Here is a 25,524-nt window from a genome sequence, read left to right as displayed (position 1 = left end):
ATCACACGGCAAACACTGAGATCACACGTCCGGGTGCCGCGTCCCTGTGGGGGACGCGGCACCCGGACGTGTGCCGGCCCGCGGCAGCTCCGAGGCCGGCAGACCTTAGGCGACCGCCGCCGCGCAGGCATTACCCACCAACTCGTCCCACCTCTTGACGTGTTGATTGCCGTCCTAAAACATTCGGGAAGCTCGATTGGTTCTGCGCGGTTCTGTTCGCTCCCGAAGGGAATCCATGTCCAGCAGACATCGCCTGGCCCGGACGGCACTGGCGGTCACCGTCCCCCTGGCACTCGGCGCCGGTCTCGTGGCCGCACCTCCCGCCGCTGCCGCCGACCCGCCGGGCAGCGCGGTCACGGTTCGGATCGACCCGTCCTACCGGCAGCAGGAGTTCGAGGGGTGGGGGACGAGCCTCGTCTGGTTCGCCAACATCACCGGCCACTACCCGGAACCCGTCCGGCAGAAGCTCGCCGACATGCTCTTCGGCGAGGACGGTCTCCGCCTCAACATCGCGCGCTACAACATCGGCGGCGGCAACGCCCCCGACGTCCGCAAGGACTACATGAAGGTCGGCGCCACGATGGAGGGCTTCTGGAAGGCTCCCGAGGGCACCACCCGGGAGGACACCGACTGGTGGAACCCCGACGACCCCGAGCACTGGGACTGGTCCGCCGACGCCGGCCAGCGCTGGTGGGTGGACCGCGTCAAGAACAAGGTGACCCGCTGGGAGGCGTTCAGCAACTCACCGCCCTGGTTCCAGACCGTCAGCGGCTACGTCTCCGGGGGCTTCGACGCCAACACCGACCAGATACGGGCCGACCGCGTCGACGACTTCGCCACCTACCTGGTCAAGGTGACCGAGCAACTGGAGAAGACACACCGCATCAAGTTCGACACCATCGCCCCGCTCAACGAACCCAACACCAACTACTGGGGCACCCGGATCGGCCCCGACGGACAGCCCACCGGCGGTCGCCAGGAGGGCGCCCACGCCGGCCCGGAACTCCAGCAGAAGGTCGTCCTGGCCCTGCACCGCGCACTGGAGAAGGCCAGAACCCGCGCGACCATCTCCGCGATGGACGAGACCAACCCCAGCACGTTCGTCCGCAACTGGAACGCCTATGACAGCTCCGCCCGTGCCGCCGTCGACCAGCTGAACGTGCACACGTACGGCACCGGCATGCGCACCAGCGCCCGGGACAGCGCCAAGGCCGCGGACAAGCCGTTCTGGATGAGCGAGGTCGAGGGCACCTGGGGGACCGGCACCGACTTCACCGGCATGGAGCCGGGCCTCGGCATCGCCACCCGGGTCGTCGACGACATCCGTGAACTGGAGCCGTCCGCCTGGGTGTTGTGGCAGCCGGTCGAGGACTCCATCCCCCAGGCGCAGGCGGGCAAGAACTGGGGCAGCATCCACATCCCGTTCAACTGCACGGCGAAGGACACCCTGGAGACCTGCCCGATCAAGGCCAACACCAAGTTCCACACCCTGCGCAACTTCACCCACCACATCCGGCCCGGCGACCACTTCGTGAAGGCCGACGACCCCTCCAGCGTCGCCGCCGTACGCAAGGCCGGCCGCGGAGCGACCGTGGTGCACGTCAACAACGGCACGGCACCGCGCGCGGTGACCCTGGACCTCTCGCGCTTCCGGCGCGTCGCCCCAGGCGCCACCGTGACGCCCGTGGTGACCAGCGCCGACGGCGCGCTCGTCCGCGGCACACCCGTGAAGGTCAAGCAGGGCTCCGCCACCGTGACCGTCCCGGCCAAGTCGGTCACGACCCTCCTCGTCGACGGCGTGTCCGGCACCGCCGAGGGCGCCGCGCTCGTCCAGCCGGGTCACGTCTACCGCCTCCAGGGGGCCCAGAGCGGCAAGTCCCTGGCCCCGTCCGACGAGGGCAACGGCGTCGTCGTCCGCACCGCCGACCCGGCCGCCAAGTCCCAGCTGTGGTCGGTGAAGCGGCTCACCAGGGGCGACAGCAACCGTGAGCGCTACGCCCTCGTCAACGCCTCCCACGGCGGGCGCCTCGCCGTGCGCGACGACGAGGCGGTACTCGAAGAGGCGGGCACTCCGGCGACGACGGCCGCACAGTGGATCATGTCGACCACCGGGGACGGCACCTGGACCTTCGTCAACGCCGCCACGGGCCGACTGCTGGACGTCGTCGGGCAGTCGACGGCGGACGGCGCCCGGGTCTCGGCCCATCTGCCGATGTCCAACGCCAACCAGCGGTGGGGCGTCACCGACGAGACGGTGCTCCGTACGCAGCCGGCCGAGGCGTTCACCGTCCCCGGCCGCGCACCCGAACTGCCCGCGACCGTCACGCCCGTCTTCCGTGACGGCGCCCGGGGCGCGCTCCCCGTCGAGTGGACCCTGCCCTCCGACTCACGCTGGCAAAAGCCCGCAACGGTACGGGTCAAGGGCCGGGCGACCGACGCGCTGGGCCGGACCGTCCCCGCCGAAGCGGTCGTCACGGTGGACACCATCGCCTCCACGCTCCCGGCCCGCGCCAAGACCTACACAGGCGGGCGGCCCGACCTGCCCGCCACGGTCACCGGCGTGGGGCGGCACGGAGGAAAGGCCGAGCTCCCGGTCACCTGGGACCCCGCCCCCGTCGGCGCCTTCGACGACGCGGGCGTGGTGGCCCTGCGCGGCACCGCCCGAGTCCCCGGCGGCGACACGGCAGCGGCGACCGTGCGCGTACAGGTCACCGCGCCCCGGGAGACCAACACCGCGCTCGACGAGGGGGTGAGGGCCGACGCGACGTACACCGAGAGCGGCTACTCCGCCGCGGCCCTGCGCAACGGAACCACCTCCGAGAAGGCATGGTCGAACTGGAGGTCCGGCACGAAGAACCCGTCGGACACCATCACCTTCACCCTGCCCGAGGCGCGTGACCTGACCAGGGTCGTGACCCACTTCCACCGCGACGGCACCAACGTCAGCTTCGCGGAGTCCCTCAAGGTGCAGGTGCGCGGGGCGGACGGCACCTGGACCGATGCGAGCGAGCAGGTCGCCGTGGGCACCGAGGGCGCACCCGTGGCCGACGTCCCGGTCCGTGCGACCGGCCCGGCGACCGCGGTGCGTGTGGTCATGACGGCCCGCCCGGGCGGCTACATCACCCTCGGTGAGATCGAGGTGTACGCCAAGGCGCCCGGCTCCTCCTCGGACGCCGCGGCCGTGTCGATCGAGGTGAACGGCAAACCGCTCACCGGCTTCGACCCGGAGCGGACCAGCTACCGCGTGGCGGTGGATCGCCCGGACCGGGTGAAGGTCACGGCCACCCCGCGCGACCCCTACGCGACCGTGACCGTCCGCGAGGACACGACCGGGGACAGGAGGGCCCGGGTCGTCTCGGTGCGCGGTGAGGACGGTGCGCAGACTCGCGAGTACAGGATCGAGCCGACCCGCTCCTGACACACGAAAGCGCGGGGCCCGCACGCCCCGCGCTTTCGTCCCCCGGGTCAGACCGCCGGAGCCGGGTACGTCGGGTACTCCACGCCGGACACGTGCTGCACCACACGGATGACCTGGCACGAGTAGCCGAACTCGTTGTCGTACCACAGGTAGAGGATGGCGTTGTCGCCCTCGACCTTGGTGGCGCCGGCGTCGACGATCGAGGCGTGGCGCGAGCCGATGAAGTCGCTGGAGACCGCGTCGGGGGCGCTGATGAAGTCGATCTGGCGCTTCAGCGGCGAGGTCAGCGACACCTCGCGCAGGTAGTCGAGGACCTCCTGGCGGGTGGTCTCGCGCGCGAGCTGGAGGTTGAGGATCGCGATGGAGACGTCCGGCACCGGGACCCGGATGGAGCTGCCGGTGATCTTCGCCTTCAGAGCGGGCAGCGCCTTGGCGACGGCGGAGGCGGCACCGGTCTCGGTGATGACCATGTTGAGCGGCGCGGACCTGCCCCGGCGCTCGGACTTGTGGTAGTTGTCCAGCAGGTTCTGGTCGTTGGTGAACGAGTGGACGGTCTCCACGTGCCCGCGCTGCACGCCGAACTCGTCGTCCATCGCCTTCAGCGGCGGCACGATCGCGTTCGTGGTGCAGGACGCGCAGGACAGGATCCGCTCGTCCGGCTTGATGGTGTCGTGGTTGACGCCGTGCACGATGTTCGGGACGTCGCCCTTGCCGGGAGCGGTCAGCACGACCTTGTCGATGCCGGGGCGCAGGTGCTCGGACAGGCCCTCGCGGTCGCGCCACTTGCCGGTGTTGTCGATGAGGATGGCGTCCTTGATGCCGTACGCCGTGTAGTCGACCTCGGACGGGTCGTTCGCGTAGATCACCTTGATCGTGTTGCCGTTGGCGACGATCGTGCTGGTCGCCTCGTCGACGGTGATCGTGCCCTGGAACTGGCCGTGGATGGAGTCGCGGCGCAGCAGTGAGGCGCGCTTGACGATGTCGTGCTCGCCACCACCGCGCACGACGATGGCCCGCAGGCGCAGACCGTTGCCCGAGCCGGCCTTCTCGATCAGCAGCCGGGCCACGAGCCGGCCGATACGGCCGAAGCCGTACAGGACGACATCGCGTCCCTCGCGGCGCTCGATCTTGTCGGCGCCGGTGGCACCGGCGACGGCCTCGGCGGTGAACTCGGCGACCGACAGGCCGCGGTCGTCCTCGCGGTACGTCGCGGCGAGCATGCCGATGTCGATCTGGGAGGGCCCGAGGTCGAGCTCGGCGAGGGTCTTCAAGAAGGGCAGCGTATCGGTGACCGAGAGCTCGGCACCGGCGATCTGCCGGGCGAACCGGTGGGTCTTGAGGATGCTGACCACCGACTTGTTCACCAGGGAGCGGCTGTGCAGCAGGACCGTCACGTCCCGCTCCCGGTGCAGCTTCCCGATGATCGGGATCATCGACTCCGCGATCTCCTCGCGGTTCTTCCAGTTGGTGAACGAGTCGTCGTTGACAGTCACGAATCCATCTTTCGAGCTAGGCGGCGCTCATATGTTAAACCGTCGATATCCGGGCCATGAACGGGGTCCCTCCGGAGCGGGCCGCAGCCTCCTCGGCAGGCTCTCCGCGAGCCCCTGACGGCGCGGCCTGAGACGATCGAGGCGGAGCCTCCACGGAAAGGGACGCTCATGGACTTCGACGCCGTCGCCGACGAGCTGTATGCCCTGCGGCCGGAGGAGTTCACCGCCGCCCGCTCCTCGGCCGTGGCCTCCGCCCGCACCGCCGGTGACCGGGAGCTCGCCGAGAGGATCGGCGCGCTGCGCAAGCCCAGTCTCGCGGCCTGGGCCGGTAACCTCCTGGTCCGCAGCAGTCCCGGCGAGGTCGAACCCCTGCTCCGCCTGGGGGAGGCGCTGCGCCGGGCGCACCAGGACCTGGACGGCACACAGCTGCGCGAGCTGAGCCGCCGGCAGCACGCCCTCGTCCGCGCCCTGTCCGCCCAGGCCCGGCAGCTCGCGAAGGAGGCCGGTCACCCGATCGGCGAGAGTGCCCAGCGCGAGGTCGAGAACACGCTGCATGCCGTCCTGGCCGACCCGGCGGCCGCCGAGGCGTGGGCGAGCGGGCGGCTGGCCAAGCCGCTCACCGCCGCCGTCGGCTTCCCGGCCGTCGCCGAGGGCGCCGAGCCCCGGCCCCGCACACCCCCCGCGGCACCCTCCCGCCCGGACGAGAAGACCGGCCGGCAGCAGCGGCGACGGCTGGGCAGGGCCCGGGAGGAAGCCGAGGAGGCGGAACGCGAGCTGCGGGCCCGGAAGGACGAGGCCGCTGCCGCCGGGCAGGAGGCGGAGGGGGCGAAGCAGGAGGTGGAGCGCATCGAGCGACGGGTCGCCGAGCTCACCGAGGAACTGGAACGCATCAGGGGCGAACACCAGCAGGCACGCTTCGCCGAGCGGTCGGCACGCGAACGGGCCCGCGCCGCCGACCGCCGCCTCCGCGAGGCCGACCGCCGGGCCGCGACGACGGCAGCCCAGCTCGAACGTCTGACCGTGTCGGACTCCTGACCGCACCTGATCCGGACGTCGCCCGGCGACCCCGGCGCGCCGCGCCCCCACCGGAGATCGCCCGAACGCCACCCTTGCGCCTGTGGCGGAGATCACGCCTCGAGGTGGGCCTGCCCGCGCGCGTTACTGGCACGACATCAAAATTGAACCGTTCGTTTTCTTGAACCATTCGTGTTTGTGCCGCTAGGTTGTCCTGCATGACCGCATCCGGGAACCCGACCACCGCCGAGGAGCTGCGCGGTGCCGGCCTGCGGGTGACGGCCGCCCGCGTCGCGCTGCTCGAGACCGTGCGGGACGGTGACCACCTCGGCGCCGACGCCATCGCCACCGAGGTGCGCGGACGCGTCGGCCACATCTCCGTCCAAGCCGTCTACGAGGGGCTCCACGCACTCACCGCGGCGGGACTCATACGCCGCCTCGAACCACCCGGCAGCCCGGCCCTCTACGAGGGACGGGTCGGCGACAACCACCACCACCTCGTGTGCCGGTCGTGCGGCTCCGTCGCCGACGTCGACTGCGCGGTCGGCCACGCCCCCTGCCTGACCGCGTCCGACGACCGCGGCTTCGCCGTCGACGAGGCCGAGGTCATCTACTGGGGCCTGTGCCCCGACTGTTCCACCGCCCGCAGTTCCTGAGCACGTGATCCACCCGAGCACCGTGATCCACCCCGTCCGGAAGGATTTCCATGACTGAGAACCACGACGCGATCGTCACCGACCCGAAGTCGGAGGAAGCGGGAGGCGGCTGCCCGGTCGCTCACGACCGTGCTCTGCACCCGACCCAGGGCGGCGGCAACCGCCAGTGGTGGCCCGAGCGGCTCAACCTGAAGATCCTCGCCAAGAACCCCGAGGTGGCCAACCCCCTCGGTGAGGACTTCGACTACGCCGAGGCGTTCCAGGCCCTCGACCTCGCGGCCGTGAAAAGCGACATCGCCGAGGTCCTCACCACCTCGCAGGACTGGTGGCCGGCCGACTTCGGCAACTACGGCCCGCTGATGGTCCGTATGGCCTGGCACAGCGCGGGCACCTACCGCATCAGCGACGGCCGCGGCGGCGCCGGCGCCGGCCAGCAGCGCTTCGCCCCCCTCAACAGCTGGCCGGACAACGGCAACCTCGACAAGGCCCGGCGCCTGCTGTGGCCCGTGAAGAAGAAGTACGGCCAGAGCATCTCCTGGGCCGACCTCATGATCCTCACCGGCAACGTCGCGCTGGAGCAGATGGGCTTTACGACCTTCGGCTTCGCCGGCGGCCGCGAGGACGTCTGGGAGTCCGAGGAGGACGTCTACTGGGGCCCCGAGACCACCTGGCTCGACGACAAGCGCTACTCCGGCGACCGCGAGCTGGAGAACCCGCTCGGCGCGGTCCAGATGGGCCTCATCTACGTCAACCCCGAAGGCCCGAACGGCAACCCGGACCCGATCGCCGCGGCCCGCGACATCCGTGAGACGTTCCGCCGCATGGCGATGAACGACGAGGAGACCGTCGCCCTGATCGCCGGCGGCCACACCTTCGGCAAGACCCACGGTGCCGGCCCGGCCGACCACGTCGGCGCCGACCCCGAGGCCGCCTCCATGGAGGAGCAGGGCCTGGGCTGGCGGAGCACCTACGGCACGGGCAAGGGCGGCGACGCCATCACTTCCGGCCTCGAGGTCACCTGGACCAGCACGCCCACCCAGTGGAGCAACGGCTTCTTCAAGAACCTCTTCGAGTTCGAGTACGAGCTCGAGCAGAGCCCGGCCGGCGCCCACCAGTGGGTGGCGAAGGACGCCCCGGAGATCGTCCCGGACGCGCACGACTCGTCCAAGAAGCACCGCCCGAAGATGCTCACCACCGACCTGGCGCTGCGCTTCGACCCGATCTACGAGCCGATCTCCCGCCGGTTCTACGAGAACCCGCAGGAGTTCGCGGACGCCTTCGCCCGCGCCTGGTTCAAGCTGACCCACCGTGACATGGGCCCGAAGTCCCTGTACCTCGGCCCGGAGGTCCCGCAGGAGACCCTGCTGTGGCAGGACCCGCTGCCCGAGGCCGAGGGCGAGGTCATCGACGCCGAGGACATCGCCGTCCTCAAGACCAAGCTCCTCGAGTCGGGTCTGTCCGTCTCCCAGCTGGTGTCCACCGCTTGGGCCTCGGCGTCCACCTTCCGCGGCAGCGACAAGCGCGGCGGTGCCAACGGCGCCCGTATCCGCCTGGAGCCGCAGCGCGGCTGGGAGGTCAACGAGCCCGACGAGCTGGCCCAGGTCCTGCGGGTCCTGGAGGGCATCCAGCAGGACTTCAACTCCGGTGCCGGCGCCAAGAAGGTCTCCCTGGCCGACCTGATCGTCCTCGGTGGCTCAGCCGCCGTCGAGAAGGCCGCCAAGGAAGCCGGCTTCCAGGTGGAGGTCCCCTTCGCCGCGGGCCGTGTGGACGCCACGCAGGAGCACACCGACGCCGAGTCGTTCGAGGCGCTCGAGCCGACCGCCGACGGGTTCCGCAACTACCTCGGCAAGGGCAACCGCCTGCCGGCCGAGTACCTGCTGCTCGACAAGGCGAACCTGCTCACCCTGAGCGCCCCCGAGATGACCGTCCTGGTCGGCGGCCTGCGGGTGCTGGGCGCCAACTACCGGCAGACGCAACTCGGTGCCCTCACCACGACGCCCGGCTCGCTGACGAACGACTTCTTCGTCAACCTGCTCGACCTGGGCATCACGTGGAAGTCGACCTCCGAGGACCAGACCACGTTCGAGGGGCGCGACGCCGCCACGGGCGAGGTCAAGTGGGCCGGCTCCCGCGCCGACCTGGTCTTCGGCTCGAACTCCGAGCTGCGCGCGCTCGCCGAGGTCTACGCGAGCGACGACGCGAAGGAGAAGTTCGTCAACGACTTCGTCGCCGCGTGGGTCAAGGTCATGAACCTGGACCGGTTCGACCTGGTCTGATCACTCCCGCCTGACAGGATGCCCCGGGCCGGCCGGCCCGGGGCATCCCGCGTCGCTCCTGAGGGATCGTCAAGAACCGTTCAAGGTAAGAACATCCCTTACCAAGCTCTCACCATGAAACGGCAAGGACCGCGTCGGCGCCTGGCTCTCGGCATACGTTCACACCGTGAACACAGATTCCGCTGCCCACAGAGGTGCCGGCCGTGCACCGCACCCCTTCGCCGGTCCACGGCCGACCACCGGCGGCCCTGTCCGCCGCACACTTCTGCGCACCGCGCTGACCGGGGCCGCGGCCCTCGGCGCGGGCCTCGGCGCCGCCCGGCCGGCCACCGCCGCCCCCGGTCGCGGCACACCCCCTCGGCCCAGTACCCCGGACGAGGCTCTCAGGGAACTGGCCGCGGGCAACCGCCGCTGGCGCGCCTTCCGGGAACGCCACCCGCACGAAACCCCGGAGATCCGGCGGGAGTTGGCCACCGGCCAGCACCCCTTCGCGGTCGTGCTCGGCTGCATCGACTCGCGCGTGCCCCCGGAACTCGTCTTCGACCAGGGCCTGGGTGACCTGATGACGGTCCGTACCGCCGGCGAGGTCCTGGACGAGGCTGTCCTCGGCAGCGTCGCCTACGGCGTCCTGGAACTCGGCATACCGCTGGTCGTCGTACTCGGCCATCAGTCGTGTGGCGCGGTGCGTGCCGCCGTCGAGGCGGAGCAGTCGGGGAAGCGGCTGCCCGCCCACATGCAGTACCTGGTCGACCGGATCAGCCCGGTCATCGACCACGGCGAGGAAGGTGACGCGCGCATCGACGCGACCGTCGACGCCAACGTCCGGCTCGTCCGCTCCGCGCTCGCCGCCGAGCCCGACCTCGCCGCCAGGGTCGACAGCGGCCGGCTGGCGATCGTCGGCGCCCGTTACGAACTGACCAGCCAGGCGGTCCACCGCCTCGCCTGAGAGACCGCCCGGTCCGCCGCACACGCCCGCGGACCGGGCCGCCCCCTCACGCCTGCAGGGGATTGAATCGCGTCGCCGCCATCACGTACCAGGCGGTCGCCCCCGTGTGCCGGTACGGGTAGTAGCCGAAGCCGAACCCCGTGTCCAGCGGACTGCTCGCGGACACCACCCCGCACCGCTCGGGCAGCGTCTTCCCGCCGACGGTCTGACCGCCGCCCAGCAGATCCTGGGCCTGCTCGGTGGACGCGATCAGGCGCCGGGCGCGCGCCTCGTCGCCACGCGCCCCTCGCTTGCGCAGGGCGAGCGCGAGGTGAGCCGTCCCCTCGAACCACACGCCGTTGCGGTCGGGCTTGGGCTGGCCCGCGGCGATCGGGGCGTCCTCGTTGGCGAGGAGGCTCGCCGAGCTGAAGGTGACGCCCTCGTACGACTGCCCCTCGGGCACGCTGCTGTTGGGGCGGCCGGAGTGGTCCAGGACCGCCAGCTCGGCTGCGGCCCAGTCCAGCGACCGGGAGTAGCCCCGGGCACGGGAGCCGAACGCGAGATACGTCCAGGTCTGGGTGTCCTCCGGAATCGGTGACTTGTTGACCGTCACACCGTCGTTCGTCCCGGTGTGGAAGAAGCCCCCGGCCGGCTCCCACATGCGCTTCACGAACTCCTCGGCCCGCCCGCGCCGCTCCAGCCACACCCGGTCGCCGGTGAGCCGGGCGAGTCGGCCGAAGAGGCAGATCAGGTCGGTGTTGTGCTCGGTGGAGGTGAACGGCAGCTTCTGATTCGCCCCGTCGACGCCGAACTTGTAGCCGCCCAGCGGTTCGTCGGTGCGGCCGGTCCGCTCGATCCACTCGCCGATGCGTACGGCACCGGTGAGGAAGCGGCGCGCCCCGGTGCGCCGGGCGAGGGCGCTGAGCGCGATCCCCGCCCAGGCCATGTCGCCGACCGCGGTGCCGGTGAAGCCGAACTGCGTCCCGACGTTGGCGGTGCCGTCCGCCCGCACGAACCCGTCGGGCTGCGGCGAGCCGTCGTAGAAGGTGTACGGCCCGACGTTGTAGGCCTGCCGGAGCCTGCCGTCGTCGTGGCCCGGGTCGTGGAGCTGGGCGTAGAGCAGGGCGTCGCCCAGCGCCCTGGCCCTGCTCAGGCCGTCATGGGTGCGGGTGGCGAGGTGGGCCAGGATCGCCAGGGCGTTGTCGTAGGTGAACGCGGTGCTGAACAGGCCCGCCTGGTCGGTGTAGCTCTGGGTCAGGCGGACGCTGCCGTGGTCGGGGTAGGCGTCCATGGCGGAGGCGAGGAAGGCGTGTCCCCGGGCCGGGGCCGATGCGGGGCGGGCGCCGGCCGAACCGGCCGCCACCGCCTGCGCCGGACCCACGGCCGTGAGCCCCGTGGCGCTGATGCCGAGTCCGGCACCGATGAGTGAACGCCGGCTGAGGGCCGGGCCTTGTCCGCCAGTCATGGATCTCCTTTGAGAGCGCTCTCATGCGGTGGGCGCCATTGTGCTGGCGCCCGGGAGGCGGGTCAACGCTCAGTGTGAAAAGGAGGGTTCCAGGAGAGGGCGAACCGCGAGGGGATCACTCGCACACGATCTCGTCGCGCGGCGTGTAGTGGGTGCGGAACGGCTCCCGCCGCACTTCCCGGCCGTCGTCGAGGAAGACACGCTCCACGGTGACGTCGAACCCTTCGAGCGGCGACTGCGGCACGCACTCCTTGTCGTCGCTCTCCTTCCGCTCCGGCTTCTTCACCGCCGTGCGCGGGCCCTTGACCGACTTGACCTCGTCGTACTTCCGGGTGCCGAGGAAGGAGACGGTCACGGACATGTCCGTGGACTCGGCCTGGATGTAGAGCGCCTTGCCGGAGTCGTTGGTGAAACGCAGGTCCAGGCTGCCCCAGGCGACCGTCGCCTCGCGGCCCTCCGGGTAGCGCTCGATGTAGAAGGAGTGGGCGCCGTGCTCCACGGGCTTGACCCCTGCGAAGAACAGCGCGTTGTACACGGTGGTCGCCACGGCCGAGACGCCGCCGCCGGGGGCCTTCGTGAACTTGTCGTCGAGGATGATGACGCCTTCGACGAAACCGTTGGCCTCGGTGCGCTCGCCGACGGTGCGGTTGAAGCTCCAGGTCTCGTTCGGCTTGACCAGGGAGCCGTTGATGAGTTCCACGGCCCGGCCGATGTTCTTCGTGCGGTACTCGGCCGGCTCGAAGTGGACGGTGAAGGAGGACATCTTCTCCGTCAGCCCCAGCTCCGCGGCGTTCTCCCGGGTCAGCTCGGGCTGGATCGTCCGCACGTCCACCTCACCGTCGCGGGCGCCGCCCGCCTTGGTGAGCAGCGGCAGCACCGCCTTGCCCAGCGCCCTGTCGGTGACCTCCCGGCCGGGCCTGGCGTCCTCGGCGACCACGGCCTTGTCGCCGTCCGGTCGCAGCTCGGCGTTCTTCGCGGTGGTGGTGACGTCGTCCAGGGGTCCGGCCACCTCGGGCTCGGCGCGCAGCCCCTTCACGTCGAGCCGCGGTGCGAGCCTGCCGCTGCCGTCCGGCCGCATCGTCAGGTGCTCGCCCAGCACGTCCGGCCCGACGGTGAACCGCTTGCCGCCCGCGGTGAGCGTGACGGGCGCCGACACGGCGGGCGCCGCGAAGGCGCGCACCGCCCGCCGTACCTCGTCGGCCGTGACCTTCGGCCGGGTCTCACGGGCGGGCAGCACAGTGACCGCGTCGGCGTCGCCGCGCAGGAAGGAGGCCCGCAGGGTACCGATCGCGGCGTCCACGTCCAGCGCGTAGCCCGTGCGTGGCGCGACTTGCTTCACCCGTCCGTCCTCGAACGCGACGGTGCCGTCACGGACCTTCTGGTCGAGCCCCTTCGCGAGCTGCCCGAGAGCGGCTCGGGCCTTGCCCTCGTCGAGGCGTACGACCGGCTCGACGGCACCGCCCGAGCGGAAGAACCCCTCGAACACGCTGAACGGATCATTGCCGGTGCGCGACGCCCGGTCGACGGTCTCCCGGACGTCGTAGGAGAGCCCCGCGCGCTCCGGATCGACCGTGCCCGTGCGGTCACCGACCTGCACGGGCAGCTCCCGCGCACCGGTCCCGCCCAGGTGCCGCTCCAGCTTCCGCACCGCCTCCGCGCGGCTCAGCCCCCCGATCTCCACGCCGCGCACGGTCGTACCGGAGTCGATCTCCCCGCCCGTGAGCAGCAGCCCGGCGAGATACAGACCGCCGGCCCCCACGGCCAGCGCGCCACCGGCGAGGGCCAGGGGCGGGAGGGAGGAGCTGCGCGGAACGGAGGCTATTCGGGGGCGCATGAATCTCCTGAAGATCGAACGCGGGTGCACCCGATGACGCGACGCTGCTGCGGGCAAACACCTCAACCTATCCACAGGGGCGGCATAACGGTATGGCTCAGGCCACTCAGGGGTCCGTTGCACTGTGCCCGCCCGGGTCGCGCGGCCTGGCCTCGCGCCCTCGCCGCGTTGCCGAAACGCCCAGGTAGCTTCGCTACCAGGGCACTCCGGCCGACGGCCGCCTCGTACCGGTCGGGGACCGTGACGCCTTCGCCGCGGCCGTGCGGGAACTCGTCGGCGACGACGAGCGGCGCCGCCGCATGAGCCGCGCCGCCCTGGAAGACGCGCGCCGCTTCGCCCCGAGCCCCGGCGTGGCCCAGGCCGAACGCATCCTGGAGACCGCAGCCGCTGCCGGGCGCACCGGCCCGCGGGCCACCGCGCAGGAGCGCCCTGGCGGGCCGCGGCCACGCCGCGTGGGCCGGCCGGCTGCTCGACGACGTGGCCGACCGCAAGCACGTGTACGTCTACCCGGCGATCGCCGCGGACGGGTCCACCCTGCGGCCGTACTGCACCGTCGACAACCACCTTTCGACCGAGGGGACCTGAGAACGATTCACCGAAATGCCCGAAATGAAAAACCATGGGGTTTCGGGTGGTTGTTTCGGTGGTGCGCCGCAACAGCGATGTGCGGGTTTCGTGTAAAGCGGCGGTGAAAAAGCTCAGGCGCGCGTTCTCAACAACCGCGAACCGGGAGGGGACTTGCGGCCAAAACCAAACTCAAGTACCTAGATGAATCATGAACTTGTTCAACCGCGTCGTGTCGTCCCGCCGTCAGGCGCCGACCGTCCCCCCACAGCGCCTCGGCGGCGCGGCATCCCCCACTGCCGTGCTGCCGGACCCCCACCTGGCGAATCTCACCGGTGAATGGGTCGTCGACCCCGCGCACAGCAGGATCGGCTTCTCCGTCCGGCACGCCATGGTGACCACCGTGCGCGGCTGTTTCCTGGAGTACGAAAGCCGGCTCTACTTCGACGCGGACGACCCCGCTCGGTCACGGGCCGACATCACTCTGTTCACCTCCAGTGTCGACACCGGAGTGGAACAGCGCGATGCCCACTTGGTGGGTCGTGACTTCCTCGATGCCGCGACGTATCCGCGTATGCGCTTCACCAGCACCGCGGTGGAACAGGCGGGCAGCGATCTCTTCCGCATGTCGGGCGAATTGACCATCAAAGGCGTCTCCCGGCCCGTCGTGCTGGACATGACCTACATCGGGAAAGTCACCGACCCCTTCGGCTACGACCGGGTCGGCTTCGACGGCACCACCACCATCAACCGCGCGGACTGGGGCCTGACCTACAACAGCAGGCTCGCCGAGGGCGGCGCGATGGTGAGTGAGAAGGTGCGCCTGCAACTCGACATCGCGGCCATCCGCATGGCACCGGCGGCCGGCTGACCGCCCCGAGAGGCTTACGGGGCGCCGTCGGCCCCGGCCACGACCCGGAACGTGGCCGGGCCGACCGTGAGCACCCCGTCGCTCAGCGGCGTGCACCGCACACCGCCGCGGCCCCGCAGGGCGCGTTGCGCGCCGGGTCCGATGGTCACGTCCATCCAGGCGCAGGGGCGGGCGGGACGCCTCACGGCGAACAGCACCGGCCCGGTGCCGCAGTCGAGGGAGATCGTCGCACCGATGTACGCGTCGATGTCGACGCCTGTGAGCAGGACGTTCCGGCGGGTGTGCCGGAGGTCGGCGTCCGCCGGGAGGCTCTCCGCGGCCATGAGGGTCACCGCCGCGTTCCTGTGGGCGGGCCGGGCGTAGTAGCGGTCGCCGACCAGTCCCAGCTCGCGGCGTACCTCCACCCGGGTGACGCGTTCGTCGGCGGGCCCGGGGGAGGGGCCGTCCGACGGCCGCCCGGCCAGCCGGTGCGCCGGCGACACCAGCAGCTGCAGCACCTCCACCTCGGTCATGCCGCCCAGCCTACGTTCGGTGACCACCGCCGACGCGTGCCCGGTGGCGCGGCCCGTCACTCGTCCTGCCTCCGCCCCGGACGGCCGTCCCCCACCGGCGTGCGGCCGTCCGCCGACTCGCCCGCGGTGAGGTGCTCCAGGACTTCGACCAGCTCCTGGCACGCGCGCTCCACGGAACGCCGCGTGTGGATCTGCTCGGTGATCACCGCGGAAAGGATCAGGGCCGTCAGTGCCATCGCCCCGTTGAAGGCCTGCAGCTTGATCAACACCTCCACCCGGGTCAGCCGGTCGAACGGCCCGACCCGGTCGGTCGCCGCCACCGTGGCCAGGACCGAGGCGAAGAGCGCGCACGACATGCTGCCCGCCAGCTGGAAACGCAGAGCCGCCCAGATCAGCAGGGGATACACGAGGAACATCAGGCTGACCGGGCTGCGCGTGGCCAGCGGCACGAGGCAGCAGGCGATGACCGCAAGCCCCGTGGCCTCCTTCCAGCGCGACAGCGGCGGCGGCCGGCGCACGCGGGACAGCAGGAGCAGCACCGGCGTGACGATCAGTACGCCCATCGCGTCCCCCACCCACCAGGCCAGCCACACCGCCCAGAAGTCCTGCCATTCGAGCTTGCCGGTGGCGATCAGCATGCCGGCGCCGGTGGTCGAACTGATCAGCATGGCGGTGAACGCGCCCAGGAACACCAGGGCGAGACCGTCCCGGAGCCGTGCGAGATCGGGACGGAAACCCGTCCGGCGCAGCAGCAGGTACCCGACGACGGGGGCGGTCGTGTTGCCCGCGAGGACGCCGAGCACCGAGGGGGTCAGTGAGGTGAGGGACAGGATGACGAGGAAGGCGCCCAGGGCGATCCCCGGCCAGACGCGCAACCCGAAGAGGAGCAGGCAGGCGACCGAAACGCCGGTGGGCGGCCAGATGGGGGTGACCACCGCGCCCTCGACGACCAGCTCCCGCAGGAGGCCCAGCTGTCCCGACGCGTAGTAGCAGGCGGCCACGGCCAGCGTCTGCAGAGCGACGACGACCGGCGTACGCAGATCCTGGCTACCCACCACAGCAGCCATGAGACACCGGGGCCGCCGCGTCGGCGAGGTGGGAGGGGGCGTCTTGCGGCCCTATGGCTGAGCGTCCGGCCCGTCCATGCCGACCACGAGGACGGCGGCGTCGTCGTCGTGGCCCACCCGCTCGGCACCCTTGATCACCGCGGCCGCGAGCGCGTCCACGTCCGTGCCCGCGACCGCCGCGGCGCCCACGAGTCGCCTCACCTGGTCGAGGCCCTCCTCGAGTCGCAACGACGGCCCCTCCACGACCCCGTCCGTCAGCAGCACGAACACACCGCCGGTGGTCAGCTCGTACCGGGTCACCGGATACGGCATCCCCGCCTGGATCCCGAGCGGCGGCCCGCCCTCGTCGTCGGCGACACCGGACTTCCCGTCCGCCGTGGCCCAGACGCACGGCAGGTGCCCCGCCCGTGCGCTCTCCAGTACCCCGGCGCACGGATCGAGTCGCATGAACGTGCAGGTGGCGAACAGGTCGGAACCCAGTGACAGCAGCAGATCATTGGTCCGGGCCAGAACCTCACCGGGCTCGCTGGTGACGGAGGCCAGAGCTCGCAGTCCCGCCCGCACCTGCCCCATGAAGGCGGCCGCCTCGATGTTGTGGCCCTGGACGTCACCGATGCACAGTCCGACCCGGCCGTCGCCCAGCGTGAACGCGTCGTACCAGTCGCCGCCCACATTGAGCCCCTGGCACGCGGGCGTGTACCGCACCGCCAGGTGCAGCCGCCGGGCCACGGGCAGATCCCGGGGGAGCATGCCCCGCTGCAAGGCGATCGCCAGTTCGACCCGGGAGCGCTGCATCTCGGCCTGGGCACGTGCCTGAGCCGTCAGGGCCCCGAGCCTGGTCAGCAGCTCGTCGCCGTCGTCCGTCGTGCCGGTGCGGGACATGGATCACTCCGGCGAGGGATGGCCACGGTCGGTGACGACCCTCGAAGGCAAAATCACCCGATTTATGTCCATAGGATGATACTCATCCGAACGTACCCATGACGACTCCGCGCTCCCCGCGGCCGTCACCGCGTTCCCGCTCCGCCTCGGACCCGGTACGCCGCCCCACCGCAGCCAGCACGAAGGTCACACTGATCAGCAACGCCCAGGCCCCGAACTTCTCCACCCCCACCGGCTCCCAGCCGTGCTCCTGGTAGGGGTAGCGCCACGCGCCGGCGAAGGTCGCCACATTCTCCGCCACCCACAAGAAGAACCCGATCAGCACGAACGACAGCGCCAGTGGCATCCGCCGCCGCACACCCCGCACCGTGTACCGCACCGACGTGCCGAGGGTGACGGTGACCAGCAGCCCGGCCAGCACCCAGCGGGCATCGGGCAGCCAGTGATGGGTGAAGAAGTTGACGTAGATGCCCCCGGCCACCACAGCCGTCGCACGCGGCCGGTAGCGCGCGAGTCCCAGGTCGAACAGATGCCAGGCCCGGCACACATAGCTGCCGACGGCCGCGTACAGAAACCCGCCGTACAACGGCACTCCGGCGAACTTCAGCACGGCCGGCTCCGGATAGCTCCAGGACCCGAGGGACACCTTCACCAGTTCGAAGGCCAGCCCGATGACGTGACAGGCCGCGATCACGGCGATGTCCCGCCCGCTCTCCCAGCCGCGCACCCAGAACACCAGCGTGAGCAGCACGCCGTAGACGACCAGCAAGTCGTAGCGCGCCATGGGCGGTTCGGGAAGCAGAGCGGATACGGCCACGCCGGACAGCAGGGCGATGGCGAACGCGCAGGCCCGCGTCTGCGCCCAGGCGAACGCGAGCAATTGGCGAACGGGTGCGGCAAACGGGCCGGCGAGGCTTGTGGGAATCATGGCGCCTGGTAGGACGGCCCTTCGCGTCTACAGGTTGCAGCGCACCTCCCCGGCCGGCGCACGGCCGCCCCCGTGGTCCCGCGCCTGCGTCACGGCCTGCCGCAACAACCGGGACAGCCGCTCGTCCGCGTCGGGTGCGGCGCGCAGCACCCGGAGCGCACGTTCCATGCACCGACGCCCAGGCCCACGCCACCACAGCAGATCGACGACACGACCCGGCAGCCCAGCGGCACGGGCACGAGCGAGCCTCTTCGCCCTCCGGCGACACGCACGGCCACCCCGAGCCAGCCCCCTGGGGGCGGTCCGCAGTTCCCTGGCCGCGTCCACGGCCATGCCGACGAGCAGGGGAGCGTAGGCCCGGTTCTCGGGCCGGGCGTCGGCGAGGTCGGCGGCCAGCGGCCACAACGCCTGCCGGGTGCTGGGGCCGACACTGTCGTTGACCACGCGGGCCAGGGCGGCGAGCACCGGATGCGTCCCGGCCGGGCTGTCGGTGAAACGGCCGGAGCCCAGCAGCGCGGCGGCCTCCATCAGGCAGGCACCGTCGTCGGGATGCAGATGGGCGAAACGCCCGGGCATCGGAAGGCTTCCCGGGACCCCTGGAGGGGGGTCCGCGGAGGGTCGGCGGACGGGAACAGCGACCATGGGCGGCCTCCGGCTGGTTCACAGACCGGTGACGGTGTGCAGGAACAGGTACAGGGCGGCGGCCGGAATCCCGGCGCCGGGAAACGTGAGGATCCAGGCGGTACCGATGGAACGGGCCACCTGCCAGCGTACGGCCGAGGCGCGCCGGGTTGCACCGGCACCCAGAATGGCCGCCGTGATCGTCTGCGTGGTCGAGATCGGCGCCTTCATCAGGAACGCGGTGGTGTAGAGGACCGCTGCGGCAGCGGTCTCCGCGGCGAACCCGCGCGGCGGATCGAGATGCACGATGCGCCGCCCCAGCGTGGTGATGATGCGCCGCCCACCGCTGTACGTCCCGGCGGCCATCGCGGCCGCCACGGCGGCGATCACCCACACCGGCACGGAGAAGTCGTCCTGCCAACCCGCCGTGACCAGCGCCAGCACGATGACGCCCATGGTCTTCTGCGCGTCCTGCAGCCCGTGCCCCAGTCCCATCGCCGCGGCCGAGACGGTCTGCGCCATGCGGAACCGCCGGGTGATGCGCCGGGGCGTCGAACGACGGAACACCCAAAGGATCGCCGTGTGCAGCCCGTAGCCCAGAACGACACCGACCAGCGGCGACAACAGCATCGGCAGGACGACCTTCTCCAGGATGCCGGACCAGTGCACCGTGGCGGACGCGGCGAGCGCGGCGCCGACCAGCCCGCCGATCAGAGCGTGCGACGACGAGGTCGGCAGCCCCCGCCACCAGGTGAAGACGTTCCACCCGATGGCTCCGAGGAGCGCGCACATCACCAGCAGCAGCCCCGAGATCTCCTTGGGCGCGCCGATGATGCCGCTCCCGACGGTCTGGGCGACCTCGGTCCCGAGGAAGGCACCGCAGAAGTTCATGACCGCGGCCATCGCCAGCGCCACACGCGGTGTCAGGGCCCTGGTGGAGATCGAGGTGGCGATCGCGTTCGCGGCGTCGTGGAAGCCGTTGGTGAAGTCGAACGTCAGCCCCACGATGATGATCAGCACCACGAGAGTGAGCTCCATGCCCGATCACCTTCCGCCGCGAGGCCACACGCTCCCATCGTGCGCCCCCGCGGGCAGAGCGGACCGTGCGACTAGGCCACGCGGGGTGGCCCCGCCTCGCGGGAGCCCGGAAGACCGGGGTGTTCCGCTTTACGGTGTCCTGATGCGATCTGTTCCTGCCTGGGCCCTGGTGTCATCGGCTTGCGCGCCGGTCGTCCTGATCCTGGGCTGGCTGGTGGCGGCGTCGCTGCACGAGGCGACCTACGACCCCGCAGCCCAGACCATCAGTGTCCTGGCGGCGCCCGGAACCTCGGGCTCCTGGGTCATGACAGCCGCGTTCATCGCCCTGGGCATCTGCCACCTGCTGACCGCATGGGGGCTGCGGCCCGCGGCCGTCGCCGGGCGGATCGCCCTGGCGGGCGGCGGCGTCTCGGCACTGGCGGTGGCCCTGTTCCCGGCGCCGAGCAGTGGTGGTTCCCTGCGCCACGGGTCGGTGGCCGCCGTCGCATTCATCCTCCTGGCGGCCTGGCCCGTTCTGGCCGCCCGGGCCGGGCGAGCCGCCCCGTGGGCCCTGCGGCCGGTCCCCTCCGTCGGGGCGACCGCGGTGATGGCGGTGGGTGCGGCCTGGTTCCTCTTCGAACTGCACCACCAAGGCGTCACCGGCGTGGCCGAACGCGCGGTCACCACGCTCCAGTCCGTCTGGCCCTTCGTGGTCGTCCTCTCCTGCCTCCGCCCGGCAACCCGCGTGCCCCCACCAGCGCGGAAACCGGTCTGACCGGTGACCACCCCGGTCGGGGCGGGCCGCAGCGGCAGCCGATATCCACTGGACGCCGCACGGGCAGGTCGGAACAGGTCAGGCAATGCGGAAGCCCGGCACCACCAGCGGCGGGCGGGCGGGCCGGGCGCAGCCGCACTCGCCACCCGGATCCGGTCAACCGACTCCGTTCACCTCATTGACAGGTACGTACCAACGCGGGACGCGCTGAGAGCGCTCTCAGAACTTCCGGATGCAGCCACCTGTCGAACGGAGGCAGCCATGTTACGCACGCTCAGGCGCCGGGCCACGGCCCTGGCGCTGTCCCTCACCACCGCCCTCGCCGGCTCACTGCTCACGACCGGAGCGACCACCCCGGCTCACGCGGCCGTCCCGGCGACGATCCCCTTGAAGATCACCAACAACTCGGCGCGCGGCGAGCAGGTGTACATCTACAACCTCGGCACGGAGCTGTCGACCGGACGGCAGGGCTGGGCCGACGCCAACGGCACCTTCCACCCCTGGCCCGCAAGCGGGAACCCGCCCACACCCGCACCGGACGCCTCGATCCCGGGCCCCGCGGCAGGCCGGTCGGCGACGATCCGCATGCCGAAGCTCTCCGGCCGCGTGTACTTCTCCTACGGTCAGAAGCTCGCCTTCAAGCTCACCACCGGAGGCCTGGTCCAGCCCGCCGTGCAGAACCCGACCGACCCCAACCGCGACATCCTGTTCAACTGGTCTGAGTACACACTCAACGACGCGGGCCTGTGGATCAACAGCACACAGGTCGACATGTTCTCCGCCCCGTACACGGTGGGAGTACAGCGAGCCGACGGCAGTACCGCCAGCACCGGCCGGCTCAAACCCGGCGGCTACAACGGCTTCTTCAACGCCCTCAGGGGTCAGCCCGGGGGCTGGTCGAACCTGATCCAGACCAGCCCCGACGGCACCGTGCTGCGCGCCCTCTCCCCGCTCTACGGCCTCGAAACCGGCGCCCTGCCGACCTCGGTCATGGACGACTACATCAACCGCGTCTGGCAGAAGTACTCCACTTCGACCCTGGCGGTCACCCCGTTCGCGGACCAGCCGGGCACCAAGTACTACGGCCGCGTATCGGGCGGCGTCATGGACTTCACCGACAGCGCCGGGGCGGTCGTCACCAGCTTCCAGAAGCCGGACGCCTCCTCGGTCTTCGGCTGCCACAGGAGGCTCGACGCGCCGAACGACCAGGTACGCGGCCCGCTCTCACGCACCCTGTGCGCCGGGTTCAACCGCTCCACCCTGCTGGTGAACCCCCACCAGCCCGACTCCAGCGCTGTGAACTTCTACCAGGACGGCGTGACCAACCACTACGCCCGCAAGATCCACGCGCAGATGGCCGACGGAAGGCGTACGCGTTCGCCTTCGACGACGTGGGCCACCACGAGTCCCTCGTTCACGACGGCAATCCGCGCCAGGCGTACCTCACGCTCGATCCCCTCAACTGACCCGGCCGCAGCACGGAGTCGGTAGGGGCCGGTCCGACCACGCACACTCCGCCCGCTGCGCTCGGAAAGATGTGGTCGGCCGGACATGAGCCGCGCGAACGGGGGCACCAGGAAAGCGAAGGGCCCGCCGCTCTCCCCCCTGGCGGCGGGCCCGGCTGCCGCTCAGTGCGCGTCGGCGTCGGCCTCCGCGCAGGCTCCCCACGAGACTTCCGGATCCGCGGCGACAGCATGACCTGGAGTACCACCACGACGCCCCGCCGACCCTGGAGTGGACCTTCCCCGACCCGATGGGCCCCCGCGCGGTGATCGGGAGTTGACACTGGCCGACGTCGTGACGATCCCCAGTCACCTGTCCATCCCCGAGGTGTATACCTACATGACGGTCGAGGCGGCCCGCGACATCGCGGCCCCGGACACCCTGACGCCGGCCGCGGCCGACGAGCACGGACGGTCCGACCAGACCTTCCTCGTCGACGTCGTCGTGCGCTCGGGCGACGCCGAACGGCGCGCCGTGGCCCGCGGCCAGGACATCTACGCCGTCACCGCGCCCCTCGTGGCGGAAGCGCTCGACCGCGTCCTCACGGGGACGGACCGGTGCGGTCGGCGTCGCCTCCGCGGGAGAGATCTCCGACGCGCCCGACTTCCTGCGCGCGCTGTCCCCGCACATCACGCTGGAGCTGCACGCCCAGGCCGTCGTCACCTTCCCGTTCGTCGCACGGAGGGCGGCCCCGCGGCGCCGACTCCGCGAGGCCCGGGAAACCGAGACCATGCCTGCCCAGCCGGGCCCGCACCGACAGCCCGGGCCCCCGTCGCCGCCGGCCCGACCACGCACCTTGTCCCACGCGGCATCCTGAACGGCACCGAACACCGACCGGCTCGGCTCCCGTACATCCCGGTTCCACCGGATGCCGGACCGCCTCGTGTGAGCGCGCGGGCAATGTGGCACCGATGCTGCATGCGCATCATCGTCACCAGGGCGACCGGAGACATCGGCTCCGTCGTAGGCACCTTGCGGCCCGAGGGCATGCAGCACAGGGCCGGCTGTCCCCGGCGACTGCCCGACGGCCCCGGGCTCGGCACGGCACCCGTGCCCGCGGTGACGGACACGCCGCGCGCACGCACAGGGCCCGGCACGGCCGACGACCCGATCTGGCGGATGGCCGGCGACGAGGCCTCCCGGATGGCCGGCGACCCGATCTGCCGGGTGCCGGCCGCGGCGGGGCGACGCCCGTGACCGCCGGCACGGCCCCTGCGCGCCCCGTACCGCCGCGTGCGCTCGCGCTGCTCGCCGCCGCCCACGGCGGGCCGGCTCTGGCTGTCACCGCCGTCACGGGCCTGCTGGCACTGGGCGGCGGCCTGCAGCCGTGGGACGCTGCCGCGGTCACCGCGGCGGTGTTCACCGGCCAGCTCACCATCGGCTGGGGCAACGACCTGCTCGACCTCTCCCGCGACCGCGCCGTGGGGCGTCCCGACAAGCCGCTGGCCGTCGGCTCCCTCCCGGCCGGCTGGGTGGCGCGCGCCCTGGCCGTGGCCGCAGTGTCATCACTCGTACTGTCCGCGCTCGTCGGCTGGCGCAGCGCGCTGGTCAATATCGTCCTCGCCACCGGCGCGGGCCACGCCTACAACCTCGGACTGAAGGCGACCAAGTGGTCCTGGGTACCGTACGCGTGCGGCTTCGGGACGTTGCCCTCGGTCGTCACCCTCGCCGGACCGGACCCGGGCTGGGCGCCGTGGTGGATGACCGGTGCCGGCGCCGCGCTAGGCGTCGGAGCGCATCTGCTCAACGTGCTGCCCGACCTCGCCGACGACGAACTCACCGGTGTCCGCGGCCTGCCGCACCGGATGGGCGAAAGCCTCTCGCGCGTCCTGGCCGCCGTGCTGCTCACCGCGGCCTCGGTGCTCGCCGTGGCCGGTCCCGCCGGGTCCCCTCCGGCGTGGACCTGGACGGTCCTGGCACTGGTGGTCGCCCTCGCGGTGCTCACGTGGTTCGCCAGGGGGCGCGCTCCTTTCCGTGCCGCGGTGAGCATCGCCCTGCTCGACGTCCTGCTGCTGGTGGCCCGCTGATGGCGCCGGCAGGCGTTGCGCCGGCCCGAGCCGGCCTGTCTCCCCACCGTCCGATCCCAGGAGCCAGCATGACCATGCGCGTCCTCAGCGTCCGCGGCGCTCTGCCCGAACACTGCCACCGGCAGGAAGAGATCAGCGAGTTCCTCACCACCGCGCTGGTCGGACACTCGGTCGATCGCGGCGTCGTCGAGCGGCTCCACCGCAACGTGTGCGTCGAGACCCGGCACACCGTGCTGCCGCTGGAGGAGTACGGCCGGATCGAGGACTTCGGCCAGTCGAACGACGTCTTCATCCGGGCCGGTGTCGAACTCGGCGGGCGCGCGGTCGTCGACGCGCTCAAGAGCGTCGACCTCACACCGGCCGACGTCGACTACATCGTCTCGTGCACGGTGACCGGCCTGGCCGTGCCCTCCCTCGAGGCCCGTGTCGCGGCGGAGATCGGACTGCGCCCCGACGTGGTGCGCCTGCCCCTGGTCGGCCTCGGCTGCGTCGCCGGCGCGGCCGGCATCGCCCGCCTGCACGACCTGCTGCGCGGCCGTCCCGACGCCGTCGCGGTGCTGATGTCGGTCGAGTTGTGCTCGCTCACGCTCCAGCGCGACGACACATCGGTCGCCAACGTCGTGGCCGGCGGCCTGTTCGGGGACGGTGCCGCGGCGGTGGTCGCCGTCGGGTGCGAGCACCCGCTCGCCCGGACCGAGGACCCTGCCGGGCCCGAAGTCCTCGCCTCGCGCAGCCGCCTCTACCCCGACTCGGAACGCATGATGGGCTGGGACATCGGCTCCGGCGGGTTCAGAGTCGTACTCGACTCCGCGGTCCCCGACCTGGTGCGCCGGTACGTCGGCGACGACGTGCGCGGCTTCCTCGCCGACCACGGGCTGACGTCCGGCGACATCGACTGGTACGTCGCCCACCCCGGCGGGCCCAAGGTCCTCGATGCGTTGCAGGACGCCCTCGGCGTCGAGCGGGACGCGCTGAGCGTGACCTGGGACTCGCTGCGCCGGATCGGCAATCTGTCCTCCGCCTCGGTGCTGCATGTCCTGGCGGACACGCTCGCCGACCGCCCGCCCCCGCCCGGCTCCTACGGACTCATGCTCGCCATGGGCCCGGGCTTCTGCTCCGAACTCGTCCTCCTTCGCGCTCCGGAGGGTGGCCGGTGAGCAGCGAGGCCCTGTTCACCGTGCTGGTGCTGGCCGTGGGCCTGGAGCGGGTCGCCGAACTGGCCGTCTCCCGGCGCAACGCCGCCTGGAGCCTCGCACGGGGCGGTGTGGAGTCCGGTCGGGGGCACTACCCGTTCATGGTGGTGCTGCACACCGGCCTGCTCGTCGGCGCTCTCGTGGAGGTGTGGATGCGCCGGCCCGATGTCGTACCGGTCCTGGCCTGGGCCATGCTCGCCCTCGTCGCGCTCGCGCAGGGGCTGCGCTGGTGGTGCATCGCCACCCTGGGCCGGCAGTGGAACACCCGGGTGATCGTCGTTCCCGGGGCCGCGCGAGTGACCGGCGGACCTTACCGCTGGATCCCGCACCCGAACTACGTCGCCGTCGTCGTCGAGGGGCTGGCGCTTCCCCTCGTGCACTCCGCCTGGACCACGGCGCTCCTCTTCACCGCGCTCAACGGGCTCCTGCTCGCCACCCGCGTCCGTGCCGAGGACGCCGCCCTGACCCGCCTGGCCTGAGGAG

At 71.5% G+C, this 25,524-nt stretch carries 20 protein-coding genes and 2 pseudogenes; 13 read left to right on the top strand and 9 right to left on the bottom strand.

Translation table 11 applies throughout. From position 1 onward, the window contains the following. The first annotated feature begins 235 nt into the window (after positions 1-235). Positions 236-3,418, top strand: a complete 3,183-nt coding sequence (locus tag ACWD1U_RS13405; protein WP_451107144.1) for an RICIN domain-containing protein — start codon at positions 236-238, stop codon at positions 3,416-3,418. A gap of 47 nt (positions 3,419-3,465) precedes the next feature. Here ACWD1U_RS13405 and ACWD1U_RS13400 read toward each other — a convergent pair whose 3' ends face one another. Next, positions 3,466-4,911 (bottom strand): glyceraldehyde-3-phosphate dehydrogenase, encoded by a 1,446-nt coding sequence (locus tag ACWD1U_RS13400; protein WP_451107142.1) that lies wholly within the window; start codon positions 4,909-4,911, stop codon positions 3,466-3,468. 168 nt (positions 4,912-5,079) lie between these two features. Between ACWD1U_RS13400 and ACWD1U_RS13395 the strand changes: the two genes are divergently transcribed. The 4 genes from ACWD1U_RS13395 (at position 5,080) to ACWD1U_RS13380 (ending at position 9,803) form a co-directional block, all read left to right on the top strand. Next, complete coding sequence (locus ACWD1U_RS13395) at positions 5,080-5,946, top strand: hypothetical protein (RefSeq protein ID WP_451107141.1); 867 nt, start codon at positions 5,080-5,082, stop codon at positions 5,944-5,946. Positions 5,947-6,143: 197 nt separating this feature from the next. Beyond that, positions 6,144-6,581 (top strand): Fur family transcriptional regulator, encoded by a 438-nt coding sequence (locus ACWD1U_RS13390; protein WP_451107139.1) that lies wholly within the window; start codon positions 6,144-6,146, stop codon positions 6,579-6,581. A gap of 50 nt (positions 6,582-6,631) precedes the next feature. Then, a complete protein-coding gene (gene katG, locus ACWD1U_RS13385; protein ID WP_451107137.1) occupies positions 6,632-8,857 on the top strand; it encodes a catalase/peroxidase HPI in 2,226 nt (741 codons plus the stop codon). A gap of 166 nt (positions 8,858-9,023) precedes the next feature. Further along, positions 9,024-9,803: a carbonic anhydrase gene (locus ACWD1U_RS13380; protein WP_451107135.1), complete on the top strand. Its 780-nt coding sequence runs from the start codon at positions 9,024-9,026 to the stop codon at positions 9,801-9,803. 46 nt (positions 9,804-9,849) lie between these two features. On the opposite strand, the gene ACWD1U_RS13375 is transcribed toward ACWD1U_RS13380, so the two are convergent. Together ACWD1U_RS13375 and ACWD1U_RS13370 are read right to left on the bottom strand one after the other, a co-directional pair. After that, complete coding sequence (locus ACWD1U_RS13375; protein ID WP_451107133.1) at positions 9,850-11,247, bottom strand: Tat pathway signal sequence domain protein; 1,398 nt, start codon at positions 11,245-11,247, stop codon at positions 9,850-9,852. 115 nt (positions 11,248-11,362) lie between these two features. After that, positions 11,363-13,081 carry a VanW family protein gene (locus ACWD1U_RS13370; protein WP_451107131.1) on the bottom strand — a complete coding sequence of 573 codons (1,719 nt, stop codon included), beginning with the start codon at positions 13,079-13,081 and terminating at the stop codon, positions 11,363-11,365. A 775-nt stretch (positions 13,082-13,856) separates the two neighbouring features. Here ACWD1U_RS13370 and ACWD1U_RS13365 point away from each other — a divergent pair. After that, positions 13,857-14,516: a YceI family protein gene (locus ACWD1U_RS13365; RefSeq protein WP_451107130.1), complete on the top strand. Its 660-nt coding sequence runs from the start codon at positions 13,857-13,859 to the stop codon at positions 14,514-14,516. A gap of 14 nt (positions 14,517-14,530) precedes the next feature. Here ACWD1U_RS13365 and ACWD1U_RS13360 read toward each other — a convergent pair whose 3' ends face one another. The 6 genes from ACWD1U_RS13360 to ACWD1U_RS13335 form a co-directional block, all read right to left on the bottom strand. Next, positions 14,531-15,028, bottom strand: a complete 498-nt coding sequence (locus ACWD1U_RS13360) for a molybdenum cofactor biosysynthesis protein (protein ID WP_451107128.1) — start codon at positions 15,026-15,028, stop codon at positions 14,531-14,533. 56 nt (positions 15,029-15,084) lie between these two features. Next, positions 15,085-16,095: an MASE1 domain-containing protein gene (locus tag ACWD1U_RS13355; protein ID WP_451107126.1), complete on the bottom strand. Its 1,011-nt coding sequence runs from the start codon at positions 16,093-16,095 to the stop codon at positions 15,085-15,087. 51 nt (positions 16,096-16,146) lie between these two features. Then, positions 16,147-16,977: a PP2C family protein-serine/threonine phosphatase gene (locus ACWD1U_RS13350; protein WP_451107124.1), complete on the bottom strand. Its 831-nt coding sequence runs from the start codon at positions 16,975-16,977 to the stop codon at positions 16,147-16,149. 82 nt (positions 16,978-17,059) lie between these two features. Beyond that, positions 17,060-17,905 carry a DUF817 domain-containing protein gene (locus tag ACWD1U_RS13345; RefSeq protein ID WP_451107123.1) on the bottom strand — a complete coding sequence of 282 codons (846 nt, stop codon included), beginning with the start codon at positions 17,903-17,905 and terminating at the stop codon, positions 17,060-17,062. 27 nt (positions 17,906-17,932) lie between these two features. Then, a complete protein-coding gene (locus ACWD1U_RS13340; protein WP_451107121.1) occupies positions 17,933-18,481 on the bottom strand; it encodes a hypothetical protein in 549 nt (182 codons plus the stop codon). Positions 18,482-18,565: 84 nt separating this feature from the next. Then, entirely contained in the window at positions 18,566-19,564 is a 999-nt protein-coding gene (locus ACWD1U_RS13335) for an anion permease (RefSeq protein ID WP_451107119.1), read from the bottom strand. Positions 19,565-19,706: 142 nt separating this feature from the next. Between ACWD1U_RS13335 and ACWD1U_RS13330 the strand changes: the two genes are divergently transcribed. The 7 genes and pseudogenes from ACWD1U_RS13330 (at position 19,707) to ACWD1U_RS13300 (ending at position 25,520) form a co-directional block, all read left to right on the top strand. Next, complete coding sequence (locus tag ACWD1U_RS13330; RefSeq protein ID WP_451107117.1) at positions 19,707-20,318, top strand: DUF998 domain-containing protein; 612 nt, start codon at positions 19,707-19,709, stop codon at positions 20,316-20,318. Positions 20,319-20,579: 261 nt separating this feature from the next. After that, a pseudogene (locus ACWD1U_RS13325) lies at positions 20,580-21,784 on the top strand (glycoside hydrolase family 64 protein). 233 nt (positions 21,785-22,017) lie between these two features. Next, positions 22,018-22,464: pseudogene (locus ACWD1U_RS13320) on the top strand (saccharopine dehydrogenase); the annotation flags it as partial. A 275-nt stretch (positions 22,465-22,739) separates the two neighbouring features. Continuing rightward, positions 22,740-23,018: a hypothetical protein gene (locus ACWD1U_RS13315; protein ID WP_451107116.1), complete on the top strand. Its 279-nt coding sequence runs from the start codon at positions 22,740-22,742 to the stop codon at positions 23,016-23,018. After that, positions 23,015-23,848 carry a UbiA family prenyltransferase gene (locus ACWD1U_RS13310; RefSeq protein WP_451107114.1) on the top strand — a complete coding sequence of 278 codons (834 nt, stop codon included), beginning with the start codon at positions 23,015-23,017 and terminating at the stop codon, positions 23,846-23,848. The genes ACWD1U_RS13315 and ACWD1U_RS13310 overlap by 4 nt, the downstream gene beginning before the upstream one ends. Positions 23,849-23,916: 68 nt before the next feature. Beyond that, positions 23,917-25,005 (top strand): type III polyketide synthase, encoded by a 1,089-nt coding sequence (locus ACWD1U_RS13305; RefSeq protein WP_451107112.1) that lies wholly within the window; start codon positions 23,917-23,919, stop codon positions 25,003-25,005. Further along, positions 25,002-25,520 (top strand): isoprenylcysteine carboxyl methyltransferase family protein, encoded by a 519-nt coding sequence (locus ACWD1U_RS13300; RefSeq protein ID WP_451107110.1) that lies wholly within the window; start codon positions 25,002-25,004, stop codon positions 25,518-25,520. The genes ACWD1U_RS13305 and ACWD1U_RS13300 overlap by 4 nt, the downstream gene beginning before the upstream one ends. Positions 25,521-25,524: the final 4 nt, after the last annotated feature.

Source organism: Streptomyces sp. NPDC002788, assembly GCF_053592115.1.
The sequence above is the reverse complement of the archived record's forward strand: the minus strand, read 5'-3'. Positions and strand labels throughout refer to the sequence as shown.

What these genes read in the sequence shown, in the direction of transcription:
- ACWD1U_RS13405 (WP_451107144.1), top strand. Translation starts at nt 236, where the DNA reads ATGTCCAGCAGACATCGCCTGGCCCGGACGGCACTGGCGGTCACCGTC.
- ACWD1U_RS13360 (WP_451107128.1), bottom strand. Translation starts at nt 15,028, where the DNA reads ATGACCGAGGTGGAGGTGCTGCAGCTGCTGGTGTCGCCGGCGCACCGG.
- ACWD1U_RS13390 (WP_451107139.1), top strand. Translation starts at nt 6,144, where the DNA reads ATGACCGCATCCGGGAACCCGACCACCGCCGAGGAGCTGCGCGGTGCC.
- ACWD1U_RS13335 (WP_451107119.1), bottom strand. Translation starts at nt 19,564, where the DNA reads ATGGAGCTCACTCTCGTGGTGCTGATCATCATCGTGGGGCTGACGTTC.
- ACWD1U_RS13315 (WP_451107116.1), top strand. Translation starts at nt 22,740, where the DNA reads ATGCGCATCATCGTCACCAGGGCGACCGGAGACATCGGCTCCGTCGTA.
- ACWD1U_RS13355 (WP_451107126.1), bottom strand. Translation starts at nt 16,095, where the DNA reads ATGGCTGCTGTGGTGGGTAGCCAGGATCTGCGTACGCCGGTCGTCGTC.
- ACWD1U_RS13365 (WP_451107130.1), top strand. Translation starts at nt 13,857, where the DNA reads ATGAACTTGTTCAACCGCGTCGTGTCGTCCCGCCGTCAGGCGCCGACC.
- ACWD1U_RS13345 (WP_451107123.1), bottom strand. Translation starts at nt 17,905, where the DNA reads ATGATTCCCACAAGCCTCGCCGGCCCGTTTGCCGCACCCGTTCGCCAA.
- ACWD1U_RS13305 (WP_451107112.1), top strand. Translation starts at nt 23,917, where the DNA reads ATGACCATGCGCGTCCTCAGCGTCCGCGGCGCTCTGCCCGAACACTGC.
- katG (WP_451107137.1), top strand. Translation starts at nt 6,632, where the DNA reads ATGACTGAGAACCACGACGCGATCGTCACCGACCCGAAGTCGGAGGAA.
- ACWD1U_RS13340 (WP_451107121.1), bottom strand. Translation starts at nt 18,481, where the DNA reads ATGCCCGGGCGTTTCGCCCATCTGCATCCCGACGACGGTGCCTGCCTG.
- ACWD1U_RS13375 (WP_451107133.1), bottom strand. Translation starts at nt 11,247, where the DNA reads ATGACTGGCGGACAAGGCCCGGCCCTCAGCCGGCGTTCACTCATCGGT.
- ACWD1U_RS13395 (WP_451107141.1), top strand. Translation starts at nt 5,080, where the DNA reads ATGGACTTCGACGCCGTCGCCGACGAGCTGTATGCCCTGCGGCCGGAG.
- ACWD1U_RS13350 (WP_451107124.1), bottom strand. Translation starts at nt 16,977, where the DNA reads ATGTCCCGCACCGGCACGACGGACGACGGCGACGAGCTGCTGACCAGG.
- ACWD1U_RS13330 (WP_451107117.1), top strand. Translation starts at nt 19,707, where the DNA reads ATGCGATCTGTTCCTGCCTGGGCCCTGGTGTCATCGGCTTGCGCGCCG.
- ACWD1U_RS13370 (WP_451107131.1), bottom strand. Translation starts at nt 13,081, where the DNA reads ATGCGCCCCCGAATAGCCTCCGTTCCGCGCAGCTCCTCCCTCCCGCCC.